23 protein-coding genes are annotated in these 22,579 nt (G+C 69.2%); 7 read left to right on the top strand and 16 right to left on the bottom strand.

Going from position 1 to position 22,579, the window contains the following annotated elements; translation table 11 throughout:
- Positions 1–179 precede the first annotated feature (179 nt).
- The 10 genes from ABGB14_RS05640 to ABGB14_RS05595 are packed head-to-tail and all read right to left on the bottom strand — an operon-like array spanning position 180 to position 9,771.
- Positions 180–803, bottom strand: a complete 624-nt coding sequence (locus ABGB14_RS05640) for a nuclear transport factor 2 family protein (RefSeq protein ID WP_347642457.1) — start codon at positions 801–803, stop codon at positions 180–182.
- A gap of 16 nt (positions 804–819) precedes the next feature.
- Positions 820–2,247 carry an aldehyde dehydrogenase family protein gene (locus ABGB14_RS05635; RefSeq protein ID WP_347642456.1) on the bottom strand — a complete coding sequence of 476 codons (1,428 nt, stop codon included), beginning with the start codon at positions 2,245–2,247 and terminating at the stop codon, positions 820–822.
- Positions 2,248–2,259: 12 nt separating this feature from the next.
- Complete coding sequence (locus ABGB14_RS05630) at positions 2,260–2,943, bottom strand: 3-oxoacid CoA-transferase subunit B (protein WP_347642455.1); 684 nt, start codon at positions 2,941–2,943, stop codon at positions 2,260–2,262.
- Positions 2,940–3,602 (bottom strand): 3-oxoacid CoA-transferase subunit A, encoded by a 663-nt coding sequence (locus ABGB14_RS05625; protein WP_347642454.1) that lies wholly within the window; start codon positions 3,600–3,602, stop codon positions 2,940–2,942. The genes ABGB14_RS05630 and ABGB14_RS05625 overlap by 4 nt, the downstream gene beginning before the upstream one ends.
- On the bottom strand, positions 3,599–4,792 hold the full coding sequence (locus ABGB14_RS05620) for a thiolase family protein (protein WP_347642453.1): 1,194 nt from the start codon (positions 4,790–4,792) through the stop codon (positions 3,599–3,601). Before ABGB14_RS05620 ends, ABGB14_RS05625 begins: the two co-directional genes overlap by 4 nt.
- Positions 4,793–4,820: 28 nt before the next feature.
- Positions 4,821–5,903 (bottom strand): ABC transporter substrate-binding protein, encoded by a 1,083-nt coding sequence (locus ABGB14_RS05615; protein WP_347642452.1) that lies wholly within the window; start codon positions 5,901–5,903, stop codon positions 4,821–4,823.
- Positions 5,900–6,871, bottom strand: a complete 972-nt coding sequence (locus tag ABGB14_RS05610) for an LLM class flavin-dependent oxidoreductase (protein ID WP_347642451.1) — start codon at positions 6,869–6,871, stop codon at positions 5,900–5,902. The genes ABGB14_RS05615 and ABGB14_RS05610 overlap by 4 nt, the downstream gene beginning before the upstream one ends.
- Complete coding sequence (locus ABGB14_RS05605) at positions 6,872–7,963, bottom strand: ABC transporter substrate-binding protein (protein WP_347642450.1); 1,092 nt, start codon at positions 7,961–7,963, stop codon at positions 6,872–6,874.
- A 15-nt stretch (positions 7,964–7,978) separates the two neighbouring features.
- Positions 7,979–8,845, bottom strand: coding sequence for a hypothetical protein (locus ABGB14_RS05600; RefSeq protein ID WP_347642449.1), 867 nt, complete (start codon positions 8,843–8,845; stop codon positions 7,979–7,981).
- A 35-nt stretch (positions 8,846–8,880) separates the two neighbouring features.
- A complete protein-coding gene (locus ABGB14_RS05595; protein WP_347642448.1) occupies positions 8,881–9,771 on the bottom strand; it encodes a DUF6282 family protein in 891 nt (296 codons plus the stop codon).
- 211 nt (positions 9,772–9,982) lie between these two features.
- Here ABGB14_RS05595 and ABGB14_RS05590 point away from each other — a divergent pair, with 211 nt between their 5' ends.
- From ABGB14_RS05590 to ABGB14_RS05570, 5 genes are all read left to right on the top strand, one after another.
- A complete protein-coding gene (locus ABGB14_RS05590) occupies positions 9,983–10,762 on the top strand; it encodes a helix-turn-helix domain-containing protein (RefSeq protein WP_347642447.1) in 780 nt (259 codons plus the stop codon).
- Between the two features lie 65 nt (positions 10,763–10,827).
- Positions 10,828–11,616, top strand: coding sequence for an ABC transporter ATP-binding protein (locus tag ABGB14_RS05585; protein WP_347642446.1), 789 nt, complete (start codon positions 10,828–10,830; stop codon positions 11,614–11,616).
- 8 nt (positions 11,617–11,624) lie between these two features.
- Positions 11,625–12,512: an ABC transporter permease gene (locus tag ABGB14_RS05580; RefSeq protein WP_347642445.1), complete on the top strand. Its 888-nt coding sequence runs from the start codon at positions 11,625–11,627 to the stop codon at positions 12,510–12,512.
- A gap of 3 nt (positions 12,513–12,515) precedes the next feature.
- Complete coding sequence (locus ABGB14_RS05575; protein WP_347642444.1) at positions 12,516–13,277, top strand: aldolase/citrate lyase family protein; 762 nt, start codon at positions 12,516–12,518, stop codon at positions 13,275–13,277.
- Positions 13,274–14,032: an SDR family oxidoreductase gene (locus ABGB14_RS05570; protein WP_347642443.1), complete on the top strand. Its 759-nt coding sequence runs from the start codon at positions 13,274–13,276 to the stop codon at positions 14,030–14,032. The genes ABGB14_RS05575 and ABGB14_RS05570 overlap by 4 nt, the downstream gene beginning before the upstream one ends.
- Before the next feature lie 327 nt (positions 14,033–14,359).
- Here ABGB14_RS05570 and ABGB14_RS05565 read toward each other — a convergent pair whose 3' ends face one another.
- Positions 14,360–15,598: a DUF5685 family protein gene (locus tag ABGB14_RS05565; protein WP_347642442.1), complete on the bottom strand. Its 1,239-nt coding sequence runs from the start codon at positions 15,596–15,598 to the stop codon at positions 14,360–14,362.
- Positions 15,599–15,790: 192 nt separating this feature from the next.
- On the opposite strand from ABGB14_RS05565, the gene ABGB14_RS05560 reads away from it, so the two are divergent.
- Entirely contained in the window at positions 15,791–16,171 is a 381-nt protein-coding gene (locus tag ABGB14_RS05560) for a hypothetical protein (protein WP_347642441.1), read from the top strand.
- Between the two features lie 258 nt (positions 16,172–16,429).
- On the opposite strand, the gene ABGB14_RS05555 is transcribed toward ABGB14_RS05560, so the two are convergent.
- The 3 genes from ABGB14_RS05555 to ABGB14_RS05545 all read right to left on the bottom strand — a co-directional run bounded on the left by ABGB14_RS05555 (position 16,430) and on the right by ABGB14_RS05545 (position 19,790).
- Positions 16,430–17,191: a glucose 1-dehydrogenase gene (locus tag ABGB14_RS05555; RefSeq protein ID WP_347643126.1), complete on the bottom strand. Its 762-nt coding sequence runs from the start codon at positions 17,189–17,191 to the stop codon at positions 16,430–16,432.
- 391 nt (positions 17,192–17,582) lie between these two features.
- A complete protein-coding gene (locus ABGB14_RS05550; protein ID WP_347642440.1) occupies positions 17,583–19,304 on the bottom strand; it encodes a CocE/NonD family hydrolase in 1,722 nt (573 codons plus the stop codon).
- 321 nt (positions 19,305–19,625) lie between these two features.
- Positions 19,626–19,790: a hypothetical protein gene (locus ABGB14_RS05545; protein ID WP_347642439.1), complete on the bottom strand. Its 165-nt coding sequence runs from the start codon at positions 19,788–19,790 to the stop codon at positions 19,626–19,628.
- Positions 19,791–20,147: 357 nt separating this feature from the next.
- On the opposite strand from ABGB14_RS05545, the gene ABGB14_RS05540 reads away from it, so the two are divergent.
- Complete coding sequence (locus ABGB14_RS05540; protein ID WP_347642438.1) at positions 20,148–20,603, top strand: nuclear transport factor 2 family protein; 456 nt, start codon at positions 20,148–20,150, stop codon at positions 20,601–20,603.
- A 196-nt stretch (positions 20,604–20,799) separates the two neighbouring features.
- Here ABGB14_RS05540 and ABGB14_RS05535 read toward each other — a convergent pair whose 3' ends face one another.
- Both ABGB14_RS05535 and ABGB14_RS05530 read right to left on the bottom strand, forming a co-directional pair.
- A complete protein-coding gene (locus tag ABGB14_RS05535) occupies positions 20,800–20,931 on the bottom strand; it encodes a hypothetical protein (RefSeq protein WP_347642437.1) in 132 nt (43 codons plus the stop codon).
- Between the two features lie 152 nt (positions 20,932–21,083).
- The gene (locus ABGB14_RS05530; RefSeq protein WP_347642436.1) at positions 21,084–22,544 is read right to left on the bottom strand and encodes a ricin-type beta-trefoil lectin domain protein; all 1,461 of its coding nucleotides are present in this window, start codon (positions 22,542–22,544) and stop codon (positions 21,084–21,086) included.
- Between the last annotated feature and the right edge of the window lie 35 nt (positions 22,545–22,579).

Below are 22,579 nucleotides of genomic sequence, written 5' to 3'. Positions count from 1 at the left end.
GCGCAGCGTCACTGTGGCCCTGACCAGTCGAGATGGCCGCCCCCAACACCCATAATGGCCATAGTCAAGAATGCGTGGCTGCTCGGTGGTTGCTCGTGGGTTCAAGTCTCACCCGCCTTACTTTTCGACGCAGGTGCTACCTGCGGCTTCCTTGATCCCGTATCAGTGAGAACTTCGGACTATCCCCCGCCGGCGAGCCAGGCGGTCTCACCCTTGTGGAACGCGTCGAGCTCGGCCGGCCGGTCGTCGCCGAGCAGGTCCTGACTCACCGTCACGCCGCGGGTCGACTGGATCCAGGTGAGGAACCGGTAGGACGGCCGAAGCCCAGCCAGCTGGGCCACGTCCACCGGGAGCACCTCACCCGCGTGGACGGGGCGCAGCTCGTCGCGCTCCATCAGGACCTCGAAGCTCATCAGCCTCCACCGTCCTTCGTCCCGAACGGCACGTGAGAAGAACCGGCAGTAGGCGTGGAAGTCGACCCCCACTCCCTCCACCGTGGTCCGGTTGAAGATCTTCGCCGGGCTCTCGACGGTCGCCCGGTCGCCGTCGACCCGCGCGTAGGCGGGGAAGACCCAGTGCTTGCTGTTCCCGGTCCGCGCCATCCACGTCTTCGTCGCCTCGACGTAGGCCTCGCCGCCGCGCCCGTCGTACCACGTGGTCCGGACGTAGGCGTCGTCGTGGAAGCAGTCACGCATCACGTCGAAGAGTCGCTGGTCGCGGGCGAAGCGTTCCCGCCTCACCAGGTCGAAGAGCTCCGCGCGGTCCAGGAGGACTGCCAGCCGCTCGCTGTGGTCAGGGTTCACCAGGTCGTCCTCTCGTTCACTGGGGATAGCCGAGCACGGCCTTCACCTCGAGGTACTCCTCGAAGCCGAACCGCCCGAACTCTCGTCCGTTCCCGGACTGCTTGTAGCCGCCGAACGGCAGGCTGCGGTCGAACGGAGCGCCGTTGAGGTAGACGCGGCCCGCGCGGATGCGGTTGGCGACCCTGCGGGCGCGGTCGGGGTCCTTCGACTGCACGAAGCCCGCCAGACCGAACGGCGTGTCGTTCGCGATCTCGACGGCCTCGTCCTCGGTCTCGTAGAGCAGGATCGAGAGCACGGGGCCGAAGATCTCCTCGCGCGCGATCCGCATCTGCGGCGTGACGTCGCCGAACACGGTCGGGCGGACGTAGAACCCCTCGTCGAGCCCGTCGGGGCGCCCCGGGCCGCCGACCACGAGCGTCGCGCCCTCGTCGATCCCCGACTGCACGAGCGCGGTGATCTTCTCCAGCTGAGCCTGGCTCACCACGGGCCCCATCGTGGTCGACGGATCGAGCGGCTCCCCGAGACGGACCTCCTCGACCGCCCGTCGCGCAGCGGCGTACGCCTCGTCGCGCTGCAAGCGGTGCACGAGCATCCGCGTGGGCGACTGGCAGTTCTGGCCGGCGTTGGTGAAGCACGAGTGCACCCCGGTGACGACCGCGGACTCCAGGTCCGCGTCGGGCAGGATGATGTTGGCCGACTTGCCACCGAGCTCGAGCGCGACGCGCTTCACCGTGTCGGCCGCGAGCTTGGAGACCCTGATGCCGGCACCGGTCGAGCCGGTGAGCGAGACCATGTCGATGTCGGGGTGCGCCGCGATGGCCTCACCGACCGTGGGACCGTCACCGTTGACGAGGTTGAACACGCCGGGCGGCAGCCCGGCGTCGTGGATGACCTCGGCGAGCACCATGGCGCTGAGCGGCGCGATCTCGCTCGGTTTGAGCACCACGGTGCATCCCGTGGCAAGGGCCGGGGCCACCTTCGACGCGACCTGGTTCAGCGGCCAGTTCCACGGCGTGATGAGACCGCAGACGCCGATCGGCTCGCGCCGCACGATCCCGGCTCCCATCTCCTCCTCGAAGCGGTAGCCCACGAGCACGCGGGCCGCCTCCTCGAAGTGGAACAGCGCCACCGTGGCCTGGCGTTCCGTCGAGAACGTGATCGGCGACCCCATCTCGCGCGTCATCGTCCGGGCGATCTCGGGCAGCCGAGCCCGGAAGCCGGAGATGATCCGCTCGAGGTACGCCAGCCGTTGCTCCACGCTGACGTGCGAGTACGCGGCGAAGGCCGCGCGCGCCGCCACCACCGCGCGGTCGACGTCCTCGGCCGTCCCGAGGCTGATCTCCGCGAACGTCTCCTCGGTCGCGGGGTCGAGGACGCCCAAGGTCCGCGGCGCGGCCGGATCGACCCACGCGCCCCCGATGTAGAACTGGTGCCTGGTGGACACTCTCCTACCTCCTCATGGTGTCGCCGCAGCGAGCGGGACGTCGACGCGCGAGCGGAGCTCGTGGAACGAGATCCCCCACGTCTCCCGGACGAGGACCTGGTCCCCCCCGGTGATCTCGAACGTGGCGACGTCGGTATAGACCCGGTCCACGCACCGCAGCGCGGTGAGCGGATACGTGCATTCCCTGACGAGCTTCGGCTCGCCGGTCCGGGTGAACAGCGACATCAGCACGTAGACCTGCCTGGCGCCCACGGCGAGGTCCATCGCCCCGCCGACCGCCGGGATCGCGCCGGGCTCGCCGGTGTGCCAGTTGGCGAGATCCCCCGATGCCGAGACCTGGTAGGCGCCGAGGACGCACAGATCGAGGTGGCCGCCTCGCATCATGGCGAACGAGTCGGCGTGGTGGAAGTACGAGGCGCCGGGCAGCTCGGTCACCGGGAACTTGCCGGCATTGATCAGGTCGGGATCGATCGCGTCGCCCGTCGCCGCCGGCCCCATGCCGAGCATGCCGTTCTCGGTGTGGAGGATGACCCCCGACTCCGGGGGGAGGTGGTCGCCGACGGTCGTGGGCTGACCTATGCCGAGGTTGACGTACGCCCCGCGGGGGATGTCGCCCGCGAGCACCCGGGCCATCTCGTCCCGTCCGAGCGGGCCACGGTCGGTGTGCTCGACGATGCTCGGAGACACCATGCTCATGACGGCACCCGCACGATCCGGTCGACGTAGATGCCTGGGGTGACCACGGCCTCGGGATCCAGCGCTCCCGGCTCGACGACGTGCTGCACCTGCACGACGGTGGTCGTCGCGGCCGTCGCCATGACGGGAGCGAAGTTGCGTGCCGTCTTGCGGTAGACGAGGTTCCCGAGGGTGTCCGCGGTGTGGGCGAGGATGAGCGCGACGTCGGCGGCGATGGGCAGCTCGAGGACGTACGTCCGGCCGTCGATCTCGCGGGTCTCCTTTCCCTCCGCGAGGAGGGTCCCGGCTCCGGTGCGGGTGTAGAACCCGCCGATCCCGGCTCCGGCGGCGCGCATGCGCTCGGCCAGGTTCCCCTGCGGCGCGACCTCGAGCTCGATCTTCCCGCTGCGGTACAGCTCGTCGAAGACCCAGGAGTCCGTCTGCCGGGGGAACGAGCACACGATCTTGCTCACCCGCCCGGCCGCGAGCAGCGCCGCGAGCCCGGTGTCGGCGTTGCCCGCGTTGTTCGACACGACGGTGAGGTCTCGCGCTCCCTGCCGGATCAACGCGTCGATCAGGTCGAACGGCATGCCGGCCGTGCCGAAGCCGCCGACCAGCACCGTCGAGCCGTCGGCGATGCCGCTGACCGCCTCGTCGACAGAGGTGCAGAGCAGCGTCATGCGACGTTCTCCAGCACGACCGCCAAGCCCTGACCCACACCGATGCAGATGGCTGCCACGCCCCATCGTTCACCGGACTCCGTGAGCCGCGCCGCGAGGGTCCCGAGAACGCGCCCGCCCGAGGCACCCAGTGGGTGCCCGATGGCGATCGCCCCGCCCTTGGCGTTGACGACCTCGGCGTCCCGCAGCCCGAGCTCGAGCCAGGCGTCGACACAGGCGATCGACTGGACGGCGAACGCCTCGTTCAGCTCGACGGCGCCGATGTCGTCCCAGGTGATGCCCGCCCGCTGGAGCGCGCCGTTGGCGGCCTCGACCGGGGCGTAGCCGAACTGCTGCGGCTCCAGCGCCGCCCAGCCGCGACCGGCGATCCGCGCGACCGGGTCACGGCCGATGGTCGCGGCCGCGCTCGCCGAGCCCAGCAGGACCGCGCTCGCGCCGTCGTTCAACGGTGAGCAGTTGCCGGCGGTGATCGTCCCGTCGGGCCGGAACGCCGGCTTCAGCCCTGCCAGCGCCTCGAGCGAGGTGCCGGCCCGGATGCTCTCGTCCTGGACCAGGTCGGTGCCGGGGACGGGCACCACGAGGTCGTCGTAGAAGCCCTTCCGCCACGCCTCCGCCGCGAGGCGGTGCGAGCGAGCGCCGAACTCGTCCTGCCGCTCGCGCGAGATCGAGAACTTCTCCCGCAGCTGCTCGTTGCACTCGCCCAGCGAGGCCGTCCACTCGGCGGGCATCCGCTCGTTCACCAGACGCCAGCCCAGCGTCGTGGAGACGGCGGTGACGTCGCCTGCCGGGAACCGGCGCGACGGCTTCGGCAGGACCCACGGCGCCCGCGTCATCGACTCCACGCCTCCGGCGATCGCGATCTCCGCGTCGCCGACCTCGATCATGCGTGTGGCCATCATGGCGGCGTCCAGCGACGAGCCGCAGAGCCGGTTCACCGTGGTGGCGGTCACCGAGACGGGCATGCCCGCCAGCAGCACGGCCATCCGGCCGACGTTGCGATTGTCCTCGCCGGCGCCGTTGGCGTTGCCCCAGAACACGTCGTCGACCAGGCCGGGATCCAGGCCCGGCGAGCGGTCGAGAAGTCCCTTCAGCGCGGTCGCGGCCAGATCGTCGGTCCTCGTGTCGGCCAGGGCTCCGTTGAACCGGCCGAACGGGGTCCGGACCGACGCGTACACGAATGAGCTGCTCATTCGGGTCGTCTCCACTTCCTGCCCCATCTCAGGAGGCGTCCTTCGCTTGCTTGCGGATGTCGTCGTAGGGGAAGTCGTTGATGGCGTCGAGCAGGTCGGTCGTGTAGATCTCCGTGGCCGGGAACGCCTTGCCCACGAGCCCGGCGGAGGCCATGAACTCGACCATCCCGGTTGCCGCCTTCGGATCGATCCGGCCCCAGTCGCCGTCCTCGACGCCCTGGTCGGCCAGCCGGACCTGAAGGATCTTGACCTGGGACGCCATCGCGTCCCTCTCCGGTCCGGTGCCCCGGGTCTCCGGGTGGAGCTTCCACAGGTCGCGGATCGCGGCCTCAGGGTTGGCCTGGGCGAAGGCGAAGCCCTTCGCGATGGCGCGACCGAACCGCTCCAGGACGTCCTTCCTCTCGTCGATCGTCTTCCGCGTCGCCGCGAACCCGCCGCCCCAGATGCCGGCGGTCTGGGGCACCGGCAACGGGGTGAGCTCGATCCCTGCGTCCTCGACGATCGCGTACTGGGTGTCCCAGAGGGCCAGCGCGTCGACCTGGCCGCTCTTGATGGCGTTGATCTGCTGGGCGCCGGCACCGATCGGCACCAGGCCGGCGGCGTTCTCGCTCATCCCGTTGAGCTTTATCGCGGTACGGGCGAACGTCCCGCCCGAGCTGGCCACCGCGGTCACCCCGATCTTTTTGCCCTTCAGGTCGGCGACGCTCCGCACAGCCGAGCCCTGGGGCAGCTGCAGGCTGTAGATCCAGTGCGGGTAGTACGACGCGAAGTAGACCAGGTCCAGGTTCTTGGCGTGACCGATCGCGACCGGCTCACCGGTCATCAGCGCGACGTCGGCGCCCCCGCCGGCCAGCTGCTGCGCCGACTGCGTGCCGGAGGGGAACAGCTGGACCTCGACGTCGAGCCCCTCGTCCTTGAAGTAGCCCTCGGCCTCGGGGACCACCAGGGTGGTGTAGCCGGCGTTCCAGCTGGGCGCGCTCAGGGCGAAGGTGACTTTGTCGAGGCCGGCGCCGCCCGCCGGGTCGCTCCCCTCCGCACCGCACGCGCCCAGCGCGGCCACCAGCAGGACGCCCGCGAACAGGCCGGTCAGGCTCTTGAGCCGTCTCGTCATCGTCGGTCTTTCCCATCAGAGCTCGTGTTCGTGTCGTGCCAGTGCGGGAGGACGTGCCGCCCGACGAGGTCGAGCGTGTGGCGGGCGACCTCCGGCGGCGTGCCGAGCGGGGCGACCCGCAGCTGGACGGACGTGACCCCCGCCCGTACGTACCGGTCGATCGTCGCGTCGATCTCGTCGGGCGTGCCCACCATGGGGAGCTCGGGCTCGGCAGGGCCGCCCGCACCCGTCCACAGGCCCCGTCCGGTGTAGTAGCCGGTCGCGGCCTTCAGGTGGCGCGCGGCGAGTTCGCGGGCGGTGGCGGCGTCCTCGTGGACGACGCAGAACCTGGTGGTGGCGACCGTTCCCGCCGTCCCGCCGCGACCCGACCAGTAGGCGGCCGCCTGCTTGAACAGCAGGTCGTCGCGGTAGTTCGTCGCGCCGTAGAAGCCGTCGGCGAGCGTCGCGGCACGACGGGCCGAGGCGGCCACCTTGCCGCCCACCAGGATCCGCGGCCCGCCGCGCCGCACCGGGGGCGGGACCGCCACCGGCGCGCCGGCACCCGGGACGCCGGACCAGGCGTCGCGCAGCAGCTTCAGCGTGGCGTCGAAGGCCGCGCCGGCCGGACCTGACGCGGGCAGCCCGGCCCGTCGGGCGATCTCCGGGCTGCCGAGCCCGAGGCCGAGGGTGAGCCTCCCGCCGCACAGCTGGTCGAGCAGCGCGGCCTCGTAGGCCAGCTTCTCCGGACTGTACGCGCGCAGGAGCAGCACCGCCGATCCCAGCGCCAGGGACGTCCGCCCGGCCAGATGTCCCAGGACCACCAGGACGGACGGGAGGTGGAACGGCTGAGCGGCCGCGTGATAGCTCTCACCCACCCACGCGGAGTCGAAACCGTGCCGCTCCGCGCGGGCGAGCAGCGTGACCGCGCGATCCACCTGTGGGCGGACCGGCTCCTGGGAGCTCAGGTCGAGCGCGATCCCCAGCCGCATTCAACTGGCGCTCTCTGCTTGCTTGACGACGTCGTCGTAGGAGAAGTCGTTGAACGCCTTGAACATCTCGTCGGTGTAGATCTCCTTCACCGGGAACTTCTTGATCAGCCCGGCTGAGGCCATGAAGTCGAGCGAACGGGTGAACGCCGCCTCGTCGATCCGGCCCAGGGTCTTGTCGTCGAAGCCCTGTCCGTCCAGGCGTACCTCGAGGACCTTGACCCCGTCGGCCAGCGCCTTCTCCTCCGGTTCCGACCCGCGGGTCTCCGGATGGAGCTTCCACAGGTCGCGGATCGCGGCCTCGGGGTTGGCCTTGGCGAAGACGAACGCCTTCGCCACCGCACGGCCGAACCGTTCGAGGACGTCCTTCTTGGCCTCGAGGTTCTTGCGGGACGTCGCGAAGCCGCCGCCCCACGCGTCCGCCGTCTCCTTGACAGGAAGCGGCGTCAGGGTGACGCCGGCGTTCCTGACGATCTGGTACTGGATGTCCCAGAGCGCCAGCGCGTCGACCTGGCCGCTCTTGATGGCGTTGATCTGCTGGGCGCCGGCGCCGATCGGCACCAGCGTGGCTCCGTTCTGGCCCAGCCCGTTGAGCTCCATCGCGGTACGGGCGAACGTCGCGCCGGAGCTCGCGACCGCGGAGACGCCGATCTTCTTGCCCTTCAGGTCGGCGATGCTCCGCACGGCCGAACCGTCCGGCACCTGCAGGCTGTAGATCCACTTCGCCCAGTAGGAGCTGAAGTAGGCCAGGTCCAGGTCCTTGTCGTGGCCGATGGCCACGGGCTCGACCGTCATGAGGCCGAGGTCGGCACCGCCGCCGGCGACCTGCTGCGCCGCCTGGGTGGCCGACGGGAACAGGTTGGTCGTGACCTTCAGACCCTCCTGCTCGTAGAAGCCCTCGGCCTCGACGACGGCCATGACCGCGTAGCCGGCGTTCCAGCTCGGGGACGCCATCGCGAACGTCACCGGCGTCAGCTCGCCGGACTCGGCCGAGTCCCCGGATCCGCTGTCGGAACCGCACGCGCTCAGCGTTACGACCGCGCACAAGACGGCGACCGCACCACTGACGACTTTCACCGCTCGTCCGGTCTTCACGATGGAACCTGCCTCTTACTGGTTGGGGAGGGGGTAGGTGTCTTCGTTGAGCACTCGGCCCGGCGTCAGGGAGAAGTCCAGGCGCGGCGGGCAGAAGATGTCGATCAGCTGGTTGGTCCCCGGACCGACGGCCTCGCTGGTGTGGATCATGGGCGGCGGGATCACGGCCACGGAAGGACTGCCGCACTCCAGGTGCCGGTCCTCGCGCCACTCGCTGCGCCGCCTGGACCACGGCGTCCGCAGGTGGTGGACGTAGTCACCCTCCACGGCGAGCGAGCACTGCTCGAAGTCGTCGTGGTCGTGCGGCGAGAGGGTGTTCGGATCGCGCGGGCCGATCCTGGGCGCCAGGAAGTTGACCATGAAGGTGCTGCACCGCACGATCTGGCCCGGGCGGATGGCGTCCTGCGTCACCTGCAGGTCGGCCAGCCGGTAGGCCCGGATGCGGTAACCCTCCGGCGGGTCGGGCCACGGCTCGAACGGCTTGGTGTTCGGGTGGGGATCGGCGTACGCGTCCCGGTTGCGTGCCTTGTCCAGCATGTCGGTGGACCGGGAGCTGAACAGCCGTACGACGGTGCAGTCGTCGACGCCGACGATCGCGCTGCTGCCCGGCGGGACCATCACCACGGCCTTGCCCGAGACCGACTCGGACTCCCGCGACGCACGGATGACGACGCTGCACTCCTCGTACGGGAGGATCGCGACGTACTCGTCCGGCTGATCATCCCGATCCAGCACGTCGCCGGCGACCAGCGTTGTGTAGGCGAGCACGAAGTTGTGTCCGCGGAAGTACCACGACGACGATCCGCCAGGGGTCGTCTCGTCGGGATCGCCCGTACCGAGGTCGGAGAACTCCACGTCGGGCGGGGTGGCCAGGGTGGTCATCGTCTGTCCTTTCTGGTCAGCGGCAAGATGCCGGTTCAGTCGTCCAGGCCGAGCAGGAAGGCCGGGTTGTCGCAGAAGATCCGCCGCAGCGACCTCTCGTCCAGGCCGAGGTCCAGCAGCGCGGTCGCGACCCGGATGTAGGAGTCCACCGGCAGCGGCCGGTCCTTCTGGCCGAGGTCGGAGGCCATCACGGTGTGCTCGGGGCCGATCCTCTCGATCCAGTTGAGGAGGAGTCTCGGGTCCCACTTCTTGGTCCCCTCGGGGTCGTAGAAGCCGGTCTCGTGCTCGATGAACGCTCCGTAGCCGACCAGCTCACGGCACTTCGCCTCGTCCGCGCCGATGACGTAGTCGGGATGGTTGAGCAGCATCCTGGTGACGCCCTTGTCCTTGGCCGCGGCGAACAGCTGGGCGATCGACTCGGTCTCCATGTGCCCGCCGGTCACCATCGCGCCGGTCTCCTTGACCAGGTCGAGCACCTCGTAGACCTCGGGGATGAGCTCGCCGTTCTCCTGGTGGACGTCGACCTTGGACGACGGCACCTCGACGCTCGCCGTGGGGAAGCCGACGCCCTCCGGATGGCATTCGATGTGCCGGCCGGCCGAGAACGTCGGAAACCACACGGCCTTGCCCCCCATGCGCAGGCACATGGCCACCGCCTGGGGGTTGATGCCGCCGATCATGCTGTTCAGGGTGATGCCGCCGAAGACCGGGGTCTTGATCTTGGCCAGCCGGTCGTTCATCGCGAGCAGGTCCATGACCGTGTTGTGGTGGTGGGACTTCACCAGCACGCCGCGCATGCCGAGCCGCTCGCCGTCCTTACCGGCCTCGGCGTGGTCGATCCGTCGGGGGAACGGGTTCGGGCCGGAATGGCAGTGCAGGTCAACGCAGCCGTCGAGCAGCTTGATGATGGCGGGGGTGTCAGTCATGAAGTCTCCGGGTGTCGGCGGAAGTTCACATCACCGTTCGCATCACAGACTGAAAGTTCGCTATCCGGTCTGTCAATAGGGTGCGTACCGAAACACTTGCCTGAAACACCTGGAAAACCTTGCAGCAATCCCGAGGGCGTGCATACCCTCTGTCCGTACTGCGAACTACGAGAACTCTTTACGGACACCAACTGCGACGGGGTGGGGGCCGATGACGGAGCGCCAGGACGACAGACAGGTGACTGCTCGCGAGCAGGACATCCAGGCGGTGAGCCGGACCGCGCAGATCCTCGGACTGTTCGGTCCTGAGACTCCTGAGCTCTCCGTCGCGGAGGCCACCCGCCGGCTCGGCCTGAACCGGACCACGGTGCACCGCTACTTCAGCTCGATGATCGGCTGCGGGCTGCTCGAGCGCGTGGAGGACTCCGCACTCGTCCGTCCAGGACGGTCGATCCTGCAGCTCGGCAGCTTCGCGCTGGGCCGGCAGCGCATCATGCAGATGGCGCCGGCCCACATGCGCGAGCTCGTCCGCGAGATCAAGGTCAGCACCGTGCTGTCGCTGTGGGGCACCTCAGGACCGGTGGTCTCGCTGGTGGAGGAGGCCGAGCACCCCACCCTCGTGACGGTGCGCGTGGGCTCGCAGCTCGCGCTGGACTCCTCGCAGGCCAAGGTCTTCCTGGCCTTCCTCCCCGACCAGTTCAACGCCGACCGGCTCACCGGCAGCCTCCCCGAGCCCCAGCGCACCGAGACGCGCCAACGCATCGAGGAGATCCGGCAGGCCGGCATGAGCAGGCACGTCAACCACCGCGGCATCTGCGTCGTCGCGGCGCCGGTGTTCGCGGCGACCGGGATCTGCGCCACGATCGCGGCCGTCGGCACCGAGCGGATGCTGCCGGCGGCGCTGGACTCCCGGGAGGCCACGGCGTTGAAGGCCGTCTGCAAGCGACTGACCAAGGAGATGGGCGGCACGTGGCCCGAGAGGGCCGGCTGATCGCTGCCGGCACGACAACCGAGGCGCGGGCAGCCTGCGCTCGAACCAGGTGAGGAATGACAGACATGCCGACCAGTACCGACACCGACTACGTGATCCGCCTGGACTCGGTGTCCATGCTCTACCCGACGAAGTCCGGCGGGACCGTCCAGGCTCTCGACGACGTCTCCCTCAGCGTCCGAGCCGGTGAGTTCATCTCCATCGTCGGTCCCAGCGGCTGCGGCAAGAGCACGCTGCTGCGGATCATCATGGGGCTGTCCCGCCAGACCTCAGGACAGGTCACCTTCGGGCCGTCGGACGACACCCACCGCAACCAGCTCGGGATGGTCTTCCAGCAGCCGCTGCTGCTGCCCTGGCGTACCGTGCGGAAGAACCTGCTGACCTCGCCTGACCTGCACCAGCGCCGGGACGCCGGCACCCACGCGAAGGCCGACGAGCTGCTGGTGATGCTCGGCCTGGAGGAGTTCGGCGACCGGTACCCGAACGAGCTGTCCGGCGGGATGCAGCAGCGGGTCGGGATCGGCCGCGCCCTGATGCACGACCCGCGCATCCTGCTCATGGACGAGCCGTTCGGCGCCCTCGACGCGATGACCCGCGACCAGATGGGACTGGACCTGCTGAAGATCTGGGACCAGGACCGCAAGACCGTGCTGTTCGTGACGCACAGCATCCCCGAGGCGGTGCTCCTCGCCGACCGCGTCGTGGTCATGACACCGCGACCCGGCCGGTTGGCGGACGTCGTCGAGGTCGCGCTCCCTCGGCCACGGCGGCTCGAGAACATCAACACGCCCGAGTTCGGCGAGATCGTCCTGAAGATCCGCAAGCTGCTCGACTCCGAGCACAGCGCCCACTAGGAGACCTCATGTCCACCAACACCAAACGCCACGCAGCCGGCCGAGAGGCACCCGCCGTCCCGGACGGCGAGACCGTGCCGGTGGAGGCGCCCACGAACTCGGACACCCCGGCCCGACGCCGCCGAATGCCGGAAATCACCTACAGCGTGCTGGTGTTCATCGGGCTGCTGGTGGTCTGGCAGGCCGTCGTGGAGATCTTCGACGTCTCCAACATCCTCGTCCCCGCGCCCACGGCCGTCGCCGCCTCCCTGGTCGAAGGCTTCCAGGACGGCAGCCTGATCACCCACTCGCTCGTCACCCTGAAGGAGATCCTGATCGGGTTCGGCATCGCGGTCGGCTCCGCACTGGTCTCCGCCGTGCTCATCACCCAGTTCAGGACGGTGGAGCGGGTGCTCTTCCCGCTGCTCATCCTGACCCAGACCATCCCCAAGGTCGCCATGGCGCCGCTGCTGATCGTCTGGTTCGGCATCGGGATCAGCTCGAAGGTGCTGACCGTGGCCCTGATCGCGTTCTTCCCCCTCCTCATCAACGCCATCCTGGGATTCCGGTCCGCCGCCTACGAGCAGGTCGAGATGCTCCGGTCATTCGGCGCGTCCCGCATGCAGGTCATGCGGCACCTGCAGATCCCGTCGGCGCTTCCGCACATCTTCGCGGGGCTGGAGGTCGCCGTCATCCTGTCCGTGACCGGCGCCGTGGTCGCGGAGTTCGTGGGCAGCTCGGAAGGTCTGGGCTACCTGATCCAGGCGACCAACTTCACCCTGGACGTGGCCAGGACCTTCGCGGTGATCGTCGTGCTGTCGGCCGTCGGCATCGCCCTGCATGCGGTCGTCGTACAGCTCGGCAAGTGGCTGGTCTTCTGGACCTCCACCCCCAACGAGACCGCCGGTGAGGTCTGAGCCATGACACGGATGCGCGACGGAATCAACGGCGGCACGCTCGGGACCTGGATCAAGCTCGCCAGCCCCGAGAGCGTCGAGATCATGGCGTACGCGGGCTTCGACTTCGTGGTCATCGACCTCGAGCACACGACACTCGACCTGGGCGCCGCCTCGACCCACATCGCGATGGCCCGCGCCCTCGGGGTGGACCCCCTCGTCAGGGTGCCCGACCACGGCCTCAGCGTGATCCAGCGGGTCCTGGACGCCGGCGCGGCCGGTGTGATCGTGCCGCACGTCGACACGGTGGAGCAGGCCCGGGCGGTCGTGCGGGCCACCCGCTTCCCGCCGCGCGGCGACCGCGGGTCCGGCGGCACCAGCCGAGCGGGTCGCTGGGGGCTGCTGCCACGGGCGGACTACCTCGACGAGCGGGTTCTGTGCGTCGTCCAGCTCGAAAGCGAGCCGGCGATGAAGAACGCCAGGGAGATCCTGGCCCTCGACGGCGTCCGTGCCGCGCTGGTCGGGACGGCCGACCTGTCGATGTCGATGGGCGTCGCGGCGGGCGGCGACGAGGTGGACCGGCTCGTCACGGCCGCGCTGGAAGCCGCCGCCGCGGCAGGCGTACCCATCGGCACCGCGTCAGCCACGAGCGACCAGGCCAGGGCCGCGCTGGCCCGGGGCTACGACTACGTGGTGGTCAGCAACGACACCTCGATCCTCGCCGGCGGAAGCCGGGCGATCGTGAACGCGGTGAAAGCGCCCGTAACCGAGGGAGCCGCCCGATGAGCGCGCCACGTGTCGCCATCGTGACGGGCTCGAGCTCCGGCATCGGCGAAGGCATCGCCCGCGCGCTCGCGGCCGACGGCTTCACCGTCGTGGTGAACTCGGCCACCTCGGTCGACGCCGGTGAGCGGCTCGCGGCCCAGCTCCCGGGGGCGAGCTACGTCCAGGCCGACATCGCCGATCCCTCCGACGCCGTGCGCCTGGTGGAGACGGCCGTGGAGCGGCACGGCCGGCTCGACCTGCTGGTGAACAACGCCGGGGTGTCGCGACCCGTCCCCCACGCCGACCTGGACGCGATCACCGCCGACGACTGGCACCGGATCCTCGGCGTCAACGTCGTCGGGACGTGGCAGGTCTCCGTCGCCGCCGTGAAGGTCATGGAGCCCGGCGGCCAGATCATCAACATCACCTCGGTGGGCGGCTCGCGCCCCCTCGGCAGCTCGATCCCCTACTCCGTCAGCAAGGCCGCGCTCGACCACCTGACGAGGCTGCTGGCCAAGGCCGTGGGTCCGGACGTCCGGGTGAACGCGATCGCCCCGGGGCCGCTCCAGACCCGGCTGACCTCGGACAGCCTCGCCACGCGGGCGGCGCGCACCGGGGCAATGACACCGCTGGGCCGGCTCGGGCAACCATCCGACGTCGCAGCGATGGTCCTGGCGCTCATCAAGGCCCCCTTCGTCACCGGTGAGGTGATCCACGTCGACGGCGGCATCAACCTCGTCACCCACCTCGACGTGCCTCGCAACGACGACGCGTGATCCGTCCCGGCCCGTGAGGTCAAGCGGTGCGCTGCGCTGCGATCGGCAGGCGCAGTGCCCGATCCACCAAAGCCCTTGATCCCCATGGGGAATTCAGGGGCTTTTCGCATTTCTCCCCCTGTTCACCTGAAAGCGGTCCCGCATCGAGGGGCCGACCTCCCCGTACCGAGGGACTGCAGATTGAGGACTAACGCTTCGATCTGCTGCAAGGCACTGACGTTGGCCTCGGCGGCATCAAGTCCTCTGACCGGGACCGGTTCGCGGTGCCGCGTGTCCTCAACCGGGTTCCCCGGCGTGCCTGGCCCCGGCAGTGAGCAGTCGCGGCCGTCAATCGCAGCCGCAGCTGCAGCCGTCGCACCCGCAACCGCCGTCCTCGCCCGAGCAGCAGGAACAACAATTACCGCAGTTGCCGCAGCACTCGTAACCGGAACAGTCGAAGCGCTCGCAGCAGGAGCCCTCGCGGCCCTCGTCCCAGGCGGGCCGGTACAAGCCGCAGGTGCAGCAGGTCAACGCGCCGCACGCCAGCGACAGCAGCCCGCCGGGATCCCGCTTCGGCGGCCGTCGTCCCGGCGGTGCGCCGGGATCGCCGGGCGGGTGACCCGGTGAATGACCTGGTGAATGACCCGGTGAATGACCCGGCGCGTGACCGGGGCCGTGACCGGGGCCGTGCGTGCCTGCGGCGGCTTGCGATCCGGCGGTGGCGAAGGCTCGGGAGACGGCGTTGCCGGTTTCCCGTACCAGCAGGGCGCGGGTCAGGGCGCGGCGAGGCAGGTCGAGCGCATTCACGGCGGCGCGCAGGTCGGCGTGCGCGGCGTCGCAGTGGCGGCGCGCCTCGTCCAGGTCGGTGCCGGTGGCGGCCAGCGGGTTGTACGCCCCGGACTCCCGGTCGTCGGCCAGGTCCTCCACCGCGTCGATCAGGTGGGCCAGTCTTCCGAAACCGCGACCGGCCGCCGCCAGGGCCTCGCGGTTGTGGGGCTTGCCCGCGAGCACCCCCGTGTGCGCGAACGCCGCCGCTACGGCGTCCTCGGTGGGCCCCGTCAACTCTCGCAATCCGGTCGCCGCGCCGCTGCCCGGGGGCCTCTGGGCGGGGATGCGTTCCAGGAGGGCCTGGCGGGCGGCCGCCGCCGTCAGCGGGGTGGGATCGAAGCCCAGCGTGCCGGCCGTGGCCGTACCGGCGGAGGACCAGCGGCCCGCCAGGCGGGTGGCGCCGGCGGCCAGGGGGCGGCAGGCGTACATGCCGTCGCCGTCCGCCACGTGGTCGTTCACCTTGCCGGCCGCCAGGAGCAGCGACACCGAGGCCGCCAGCCGTACCCCCTCGGACTCCACCACGTCGGCGCCCTTGAAGCCGCGCAGCGCGCACGGGCCCGCCTTCCGGCGCGACGTGGGCGCGGACGTCTGGGCCTCGGTCAGGACGGACACGAGCAGGCCGTCGTAGTTGGTCACCAGACGGGACAGGTGTCCGTGCTCGTCGCGGAGGGCCAAGCAGAGTCCGCACAAGTGGCCCATCCAGGCCGCGTAGAGGCCCTTGCACAGGACGTGCTGGCATGGGCGGACAATGCCGAACATACGTCCCCTTATGGTCATAATGGAGAGCCAACCGTAGCAGCAGGCCGTCAGAAGATGCGGCAACGGCGGGAGAATCCCCAGGAAACGCCGCTCCGGAGCACCGCGGTCGCCGAGGCCGCGGCACCGTGGAACCCTGCCTCGCCGCGACCCGACCCGGCAGTGCGGGGCCAGGCGGGCTGGTAGAAATGCGGCATGGGCGAATCTGTCGGGTATCCCCCGCAGCCGAACGTGCCGCCGGTCCAGCGGATCTACAGCCGGACGTACCGGGTGTGGGCCCATGTGCTCCTGTGGACACCGATCGCGATCACGGTGACCGGTGTCGTCGGCGGCCTGGGGCTGTTCGCGGTCGCCGACGCCGACCCAACGTACGGTTCGTCCGGTCTCGGCTATCTCGGCCTCGTCGTATGGGGCGCCCTCACGGTCGGGTCACCGGTCCTGCTCGGGTCGTTCAGCTTCGCTGACACGCCGACGACGGCCGGCAAGCACACGTACGTCATCCAGCTGGTGGGGAACTCGGCAACCGAGCCGGCGAAGACCACCCACGTGGTCGTCGTCTCCCAGCCCTCCGTGTAACCTCCCGGGGTGACGGCGATCCGGATCGCCGTCACCCATGTCGTTGGGCACGCCGAACCACGGAACTCAGCCCGCTTGGGTCTTCCCGCCACGACGTGCACCGGCGACTTCATCGAACCCAGGGCACACCAAAGTCTCCATCAGTCCCGACGCGGTTCTTGTCCGACGCCTCCGGACAGACGCTGGTGCAGGTGTCCCGGGTGAAGGTGGAGGAGACGTCGGCGACCCGACCTCAAGGGAATCGACTTGACCCGAGGGTCAGGTGTCGGGGTGCTGCGTCATCATGGCCCGTCCGGACGTCCAGCCGCCGTCCACCGTGATTTCCGCACCGGTCATGTACGAGGCCGCGTCCGAGATGAGGAAGGACACTGCCTCGCCGATCTCCTCCGGGACGCCGATCCGGCCCAGCGGGGCCGGCGGGAAGTTGCCTTCTCCCAACTGCGCGTTACGCTCCATGGTGATCGGGGTGTAGATCACGCCCGGGTTCACGGCGTTGACGCGAATCCGGTGGCGGCCCAGTTCCGTCGCGGCAATCTTGGTCAGGCCGCGGACGCCCCACTTGGACGTCCCGTACCCCGAGGCCCCAGGAAGCCCGATCAGGCCCGAAACGGAGGCGATGTTGACGATCGAGCCGCCGCCGGCCGCCCGCATCGCTTCGATGACCGCCTTCAGCCCGAGGAACACCCCGGTCAGGTTGACCTTCAGCACGCGTTCGAACTGCTCCAGCGTCTCGCTCTCGAGAGGTGCCCCCGCGGCGATTCCGGCGTTGTTGACCAGGCCGTCCACCCGGCCATAGCGCTCGAGAGTCGCCTCCGTCACGCTCTTCCAGCCATCCTCGCTGGTCACATCGTGGCGGAGGAACAGGCCCCGGATCTCGGAGGCGGTCTTCGCTCCCTGTTCGTCGAGCAGGTCGGTGACCACCACCGTGGCTCCGTCCCGAGCCATGCGGGTGGCCACGGCCGCACCGATCCCGCGGGCGCCACCCGTCACGATCACTACCTTGTCCTGCAGATCAGACATCTCATCCCTTCCTGTTGTTCGTCGATTCGTTGAGCTGAGTCGCCGGGAAACGCGGCTGTCAGGCGTTCGAGCCGCCGGTGGCCGCGGTTTCACGGGTGTAGTCGGAGAAATCGGGTGCCCGGTGACCACCGTGACACCAGCCCAACAGGTCCTGAGCTGCGCAATCAGCTTCCGCTTCCGGCTCGGCTCGCACCGTTCGCTGTCCGACGGCAGGACGGCTCGTTGGCCCGTCCAGCGGGTCGCTTCTGCGCTCTCGGAACACCGCCGATGCTCCCCGGGCATCTCCGCATCCGCCCCGCAGACCAGTGGAGGCACGCGTACCCATCCCCCTCGCCACATGCATGGCGATCAAGGGAAAACCGCGAGACACGAGCTTTCCCAGGTGTCTCGCTTATCGCCGGATCAATGGCAACGTCACCCGGCTCGGATGATCCGGTCCGGTGAGGATGGCGTTATGGGCGACCACGGCGTCGTCGACGGCCTCCCGGCTGATAAAACCACCGGTGTTCGTGTTCCGGTCGAATCGTGGGAAGTTGCTGCTGGAGATATCGATGCGGATCCGGTGGCCGGCCAGGAACACCATGGAGGTCACCGACATGTCCACCTCGATCTCATACACCTGGCCGGGGTTGATCAGGGTGGGCGTTTCGAGCCCGTCGCGATAGCGCATGCGAAGGATGCCGTCACATACGTGGCGGGCGCTACCGTCGGGGTGGACGTCGACCAGCTTGGCTGTGAAGTCGGTGTCAGGAGCGCTGGAGTGCACGAACAGCGTGGCCCGTACGTGGCCCGTAGCCTCGGTGTTCTGCGTCAGCGGCTCCGTGGTGAAGGACAGCACGTCGGCTCGTTCCTCGATGTGCCGCTGGTCTACTGGTCCATCCGTGCGATACGACCCGTTGTAGTTGCCCCCGCGGCTCGGGACAGGGTTCTTGGGGTCGTAGTCGTACTCGGCGGAGTTCCGGCTCGCCGCGGGAGACCTGCGAAGCGAGCCGTCACGCCCGCAAGCGGCGGCGTCCAGGTAGAGGTCGGTGTAGGCGGTGTCCGGTAGCGGCCAGTCCTGCTCCTCACGCCACTCGTTGACGCCCATGACGAAAATCTTGACGGGTGCCGCCGGCTGAGAGACCGCGTCGCCGACTGGAAGCCACTGCGCGAAATGGCGGAGGTGCTCTCCAATGAGGTCGGCTCCCTGCGCGGTCGCCGCCATCCCGAAATCGACCTCGGGAAAGTTGTTCTCCAGCGGCCAGTGCGCCCAGGGACCGATGATGATCCGTGTCCCTCGCCGTGCTTGCGGAGTCGCCGCGGTCGTGCGGTAACGCGCGAAATCACGAATCTGCCCGTTGATGAAGAAATCGAACCAGCCGGCGATCATGAGAATCGGCTGCGTCATGTCGGGGAAGGACCGCGACCTGTCGAGGGCCTTCCAGTAGTCGTTGTTTTCCGGGTTGTCGAGGATCTTTTGCAGGCGCTCATCGCCGGCGACCAGCGATTGCTGATGGAGCGGAACATCGTCATAGGTGTTCGGACCGCTCCTTAGCTGGGCGCCGAGGTCGGCCACGAGCGTCTGGTCGCCGCCGCCCGAGGCCATCGCACGGACCTGCTCCTGCATCCGCATGCCGAAGTGCCAGGTGAGGGCGAGCTGATGGAACATCGCCCCGCCGGGGTGATACCAGAGGCCGGTATACCAGTCGGCGGCCGACACCTCGACAGCGAGTGCCTTGACGGCCGGGTGCCGGGAAGCTGCGATCGCCCATTGCGTCTGTCCGGCGTATGACGCGCCGTAGGTCGCGACCCTGCCATCGCTCCACGGCTGACGCACGAGCCAGTCGACGGTGTCGTAGCCGTCGTCGCGTTCGTCCTCGATGCTGCGGAAGTCCCCGTCGGAGCCGTACGTTCCCCGGCACGCCATCCACGCGACGTTGTATCCCGCCTTGAGAAAGAACAGATACTCCGGCACGCTGATCATGTTCGTCTTGTCGACGCCGTAAGGCGTCCGCAGGAGAAGCGTCGGTCTCGGCTCGTCCTGGCTCCGGTACAGCAGACCCTCGACCTTGACACCGTCGCGGAGGGGGACGGTGACACGCTCGAAGATAAGGGCCATGTTGGTTCGCTCCATTGCTTGAAGGTGCTGGGTCGTGGTCGGGGTGGTCAGGTCCTGGTCTGCGCCGCCCGGATGGGCAAGCGATGTTCGCGGGGCGATCTGGGCCGCTCTTCGGGGCGGTCATGGGGTGCTTGGCCTGTGCGTCCTCGGCTCAGCGACGCTCACGGCCGGCGGCCGCACCGGGTCAGCCTTTGAGCGGGGCATCCCTAGCGCTCACATGAATGCGATCACTCGTAGGCGACGTCGATGCCGGGCACGCGGAAGGCTGGGAGGGTTGTCGCTCATATCCAGGCGACGGACGAGCAGCCGCCTGGGGGACAAACCTGTCCCCCAAGCTCAGAGCTGTTCGAGGGTGCCCAGGTCGAAGCGGCGCAGCCAGGCGGTAATCGTGTGGCGGCGAGCGGTGGTGATCTCGCTGGAGCGGCCTGGCTCGGCGGAGGAGATCCAGATCAGGTTGCCGTGCTCGTCGGCAACTCGCCACTGCGGTGTGAGCCCCATCACGTTCGCCGGCCGTCCCGGCGCGCCGGACTCGTTCGTCGATGATCTGTAACCGCCACTGCGGCGAGAAGGCCACCATGGACGATCGCTCCTGCTACGTCGGCAAGCGGATCGGGGCAGATGGCGCGGCGAACTGGGAGGCAGGCCCGTGAGCACAACCGCCGAAAGGCCAGAGCGAGTATCCGGACCACGACGAATTCTGGACCCCAGCAGAACACGCCGCCCGTCCCCTCCACATCACCGATACGCCACCAGACCTAGACGTTCAGTGAAGCGCCGCTGGTGCGGACGCACCCCGCGGCACCCTCCGGCAGGAGCCCGATGCCGTCATCCATCACGTTCGCAAGAGAGAGGAAACCGATGAGAGATCTGCAGGCCATCGCCGACCGCGTCGAGATCGAGGCGCTGCGGGGCGACCACGCCGACGCGGCAATGATCGGCGACTATGACCGTTTCGCGTCGCTGTTCACCCGGGACGCGGTGTGGCGGATACCCCCCGCCGACGTCGAGTTCGCCGGGCGGGAGGAGATCCGCGCCGGTATCGAACGGCTGCAGGGTGCGTGGGAGTTCTGGGTGCAGAACGTGCACCCGGGCACGATCCAACTCGACGGTGACACCGCGACCGGCCGGGAATCCATCTTCGAGATCGGTCGCCAGCGCGACGGCAGGTCGGTCCTCATGTACGGCCTGTTCCACGACCGCTACCAGCGCACCCCGGATGGCTGGAAGTTCACCGAGCGCGTCCTCGAGCCCAGGTACCTCGACACCACTGCGCTGCCGGGTTCGCCTCATGTGACCTGGGACCCCGCCGGCTGATCCGGCAACGCGACATCTCAGAAGGTGAGGCGCCCTGTGGGGCGACGCGCCAGCCTCTGTCGCGGGAGGCGGCGCTGCCCCGGCCGGTTACCTCCGACCCGGGCCAGGCGGCGGTCGCCCGGTCGGACGAGGCGATCGGCACGGGCCAGGATCTCGGCCTTCCCTCAGCGCTCGCAGACGGCGATCTCCTGGTTCATCACCAGCCCGCTCTGGGCCAGCTGTTAGCGTTGGGCGGCGAAGCAGCACCTCCCAGCTCGCGCGGGCTCAGCGCGACGTCGTCCATGGTGGGCCCGCCGAGCACCCTCCGGCGTTCGATCCGGTCTTCCACCGGTACGACGGTCTGCTCACCGTGTTCGGCCGGCTGCTGCGTGCGGTGACCCGGGCTGGACGGCGCTCCAGGGCGCCGTCCAGGATCACGTAGGCTGCTCGCCGCTCGTGGCCCGATGCCTTCGTGTTCACGTGCTCCTGTCCGGTGTGGCCTCAAGCGTCCCAGCGCTGGTTGGCGCCGCCCCAGCAGGTGTACTGCTGGAGGCGGGCGCCGTTCGCCGTCGACTGGCCGGACACGTCGAGGCACTTGCCCGAGTGCCGGGCGACGATCTCGACGTGGCTCGTGCCGGACACGGTGCGGAGTTCCCACTGCTGGTTGGTGCCGCTGCCGCACGTGTACTGGATGACGGCCGCGTTGTTCGCGGTGGAGGCGTTGTTGACGTCGAGGCACTTGCCGGAGTGCCGCGCCACGATGTTGTGGTAGCCGTTGCCCAGATCGCGCAGTTGCCACTGCTGGTTGGCGGCCCCGGTGCAGGTGTACTGGATGATCTCGGCGGCGTTCCCGGTCGAGCCCTCCAGGACGTCGATGCACTTGCCGGAGTTCTGATTGACGATCTGGGTCGTCGTTGCGTCACCGCCGCCGTCGACGTCGTCGCCCCAGCCGTAGCGCAGGCGGTTCGCGCCGGACTGGTTGCGGATCGTGAGGTTGAGGTCGGTGCCGCTGCCGCTCTTGGCGTACATCGAGTACCAGTCGTAGCCGATGTCGCCCGGCTTGCCGCCGATGGCCGGCCAGTAGGTGCCGCCCATAGCGTTGTCCCGCATCACCTGAGTGACGGCGCGGATGTGGCGGACGAAGTTGTCCGTGCTGTTCGGGTCGGCGTAGTTCAGGCCGTTGTTCATCGGAGCCCCGAACTCGGTGGCGACCGCACGCGAGGCGCAGTTGCCGAGGCGGGTCCGTACGTGGGACCGCCAGCCGTCGTACGTGTTCGCCGGGTAGAAGAACGCGTAGTGGTGGAACGAGAACAGCGTGCCGGCGAAACGCGAGTCGTCGCACAGGTCACGGAGGTCCTGGCTGTAGCCGGCACCGCCGACGAGCACCCGGTTCGGCGGGGCCGAGTAGTGGTGGTCCAGCCAGCCGGCGGCGATGTCGCGCCACTCGGCCGAGCTGTAGCCGTGCGGCTCGTTCATCGGCTCGAAGTACACGAGGCTGTTCGATCCGTACTGGGAGGTCACGGCCGACCACATCGCGTTCCACGCCGGCAGGTCGGTGATGCGGCCCCCGGAGGCCGCGCCGTCCTCCCAGTACGCGAGGATCACCTTCCACCCGCGCGCCGTGGCGGCGTCGATGGCGCCGCGGTAGGCGTTCCACCAGGTGGTGCCGACGGTGTGGGTGTTGATCGGCAGCCGGACCGTGTTCACACCCAGTGTCGACTGCATGTCGTCGTACAGCGCGTTGGCCTTGGCCTGTACGGTGGCGTGGCTGTCGGAGCTGCTCAGCCCGTCGACGACGAGCGGGCCGGTGCTGAAGTTGTCGCCCGGCACCGCCCAGTTCATGCCGCGGAACTGGCTGGTCGCGGCCGACGCGGGCGTCGTCCATAAGCTCACCGCGACGATCGGCGGGAGCAGCAGGGCTGCCAGCCCGGCGAGCAGCCGCCTGGCCCGGAATGTGTCCATGAGGGAACCCTTCTGGTGCGTCGTCACGTGGTCTG

Origin of the sequence: Nonomuraea sp. B10E15 (assembly GCF_039871615.1) — a bacterium.
GTDB lineage: Bacteria > Actinomycetota > Actinomycetes > Streptosporangiales > Streptosporangiaceae > Nonomuraea.
This window is presented reverse-complemented; position numbering and strand designations above follow the sequence as displayed.

Excerpts from the sequence above, each read along its gene's own strand:
- ABGB14_RS05630 (WP_347642455.1), bottom strand. The coding sequence starts at position 2,943 with ATGAGCATGGTGTCTCCGAGCATCGTCGAGCACACCGACCGTGGCCCG.
- ABGB14_RS05625 (WP_347642454.1), bottom strand. The coding sequence starts at position 3,602 with ATGACGCTGCTCTGCACCTCTGTCGACGAGGCGGTCAGCGGCATCGCC.
- ABGB14_RS05620 (WP_347642453.1), bottom strand. The coding sequence starts at position 4,792 with ATGAGCAGCTCATTCGTGTACGCGTCGGTCCGGACCCCGTTCGGCCGG.
- ABGB14_RS05615 (WP_347642452.1), bottom strand. The coding sequence starts at position 5,903 with ATGACGAGACGGCTCAAGAGCCTGACCGGCCTGTTCGCGGGCGTCCTG.
- ABGB14_RS05610 (WP_347642451.1), bottom strand. The coding sequence starts at position 6,871 with ATGCGGCTGGGGATCGCGCTCGACCTGAGCTCCCAGGAGCCGGTCCGC.
- ABGB14_RS05600 (WP_347642449.1), bottom strand. The coding sequence starts at position 8,845 with ATGACCACCCTGGCCACCCCGCCCGACGTGGAGTTCTCCGACCTCGGT.
- ABGB14_RS05595 (WP_347642448.1), bottom strand. The coding sequence starts at position 9,771 with ATGACTGACACCCCCGCCATCATCAAGCTGCTCGACGGCTGCGTTGAC.
- ABGB14_RS05590 (WP_347642447.1), top strand. The coding sequence starts at position 9,983 with ATGACGGAGCGCCAGGACGACAGACAGGTGACTGCTCGCGAGCAGGAC.
- ABGB14_RS05585 (WP_347642446.1), top strand. The coding sequence starts at position 10,828 with ATGCCGACCAGTACCGACACCGACTACGTGATCCGCCTGGACTCGGTG.
- ABGB14_RS05580 (WP_347642445.1), top strand. The coding sequence starts at position 11,625 with ATGTCCACCAACACCAAACGCCACGCAGCCGGCCGAGAGGCACCCGCC.
- ABGB14_RS05575 (WP_347642444.1), top strand. The coding sequence starts at position 12,516 with ATGACACGGATGCGCGACGGAATCAACGGCGGCACGCTCGGGACCTGG.
- ABGB14_RS05570 (WP_347642443.1), top strand. The coding sequence starts at position 13,274 with ATGAGCGCGCCACGTGTCGCCATCGTGACGGGCTCGAGCTCCGGCATC.
- ABGB14_RS05565 (WP_347642442.1), bottom strand. The coding sequence starts at position 15,598 with ATGTTCGGCATTGTCCGCCCATGCCAGCACGTCCTGTGCAAGGGCCTC.
- ABGB14_RS05560 (WP_347642441.1), top strand. The coding sequence starts at position 15,791 with ATGGGCGAATCTGTCGGGTATCCCCCGCAGCCGAACGTGCCGCCGGTC.
- ABGB14_RS05555 (WP_347643126.1), bottom strand. The coding sequence starts at position 17,191 with ATGTCTGATCTGCAGGACAAGGTAGTGATCGTGACGGGTGGCGCCCGC.
- ABGB14_RS05550 (WP_347642440.1), bottom strand. The coding sequence starts at position 19,304 with ATGGAGCGAACCAACATGGCCCTTATCTTCGAGCGTGTCACCGTCCCC.
- ABGB14_RS05540 (WP_347642438.1), top strand. The coding sequence starts at position 20,148 with ATGAGAGATCTGCAGGCCATCGCCGACCGCGTCGAGATCGAGGCGCTG.
- ABGB14_RS05530 (WP_347642436.1), bottom strand. The coding sequence starts at position 22,544 with ATGGACACATTCCGGGCCAGGCGGCTGCTCGCCGGGCTGGCAGCCCTG.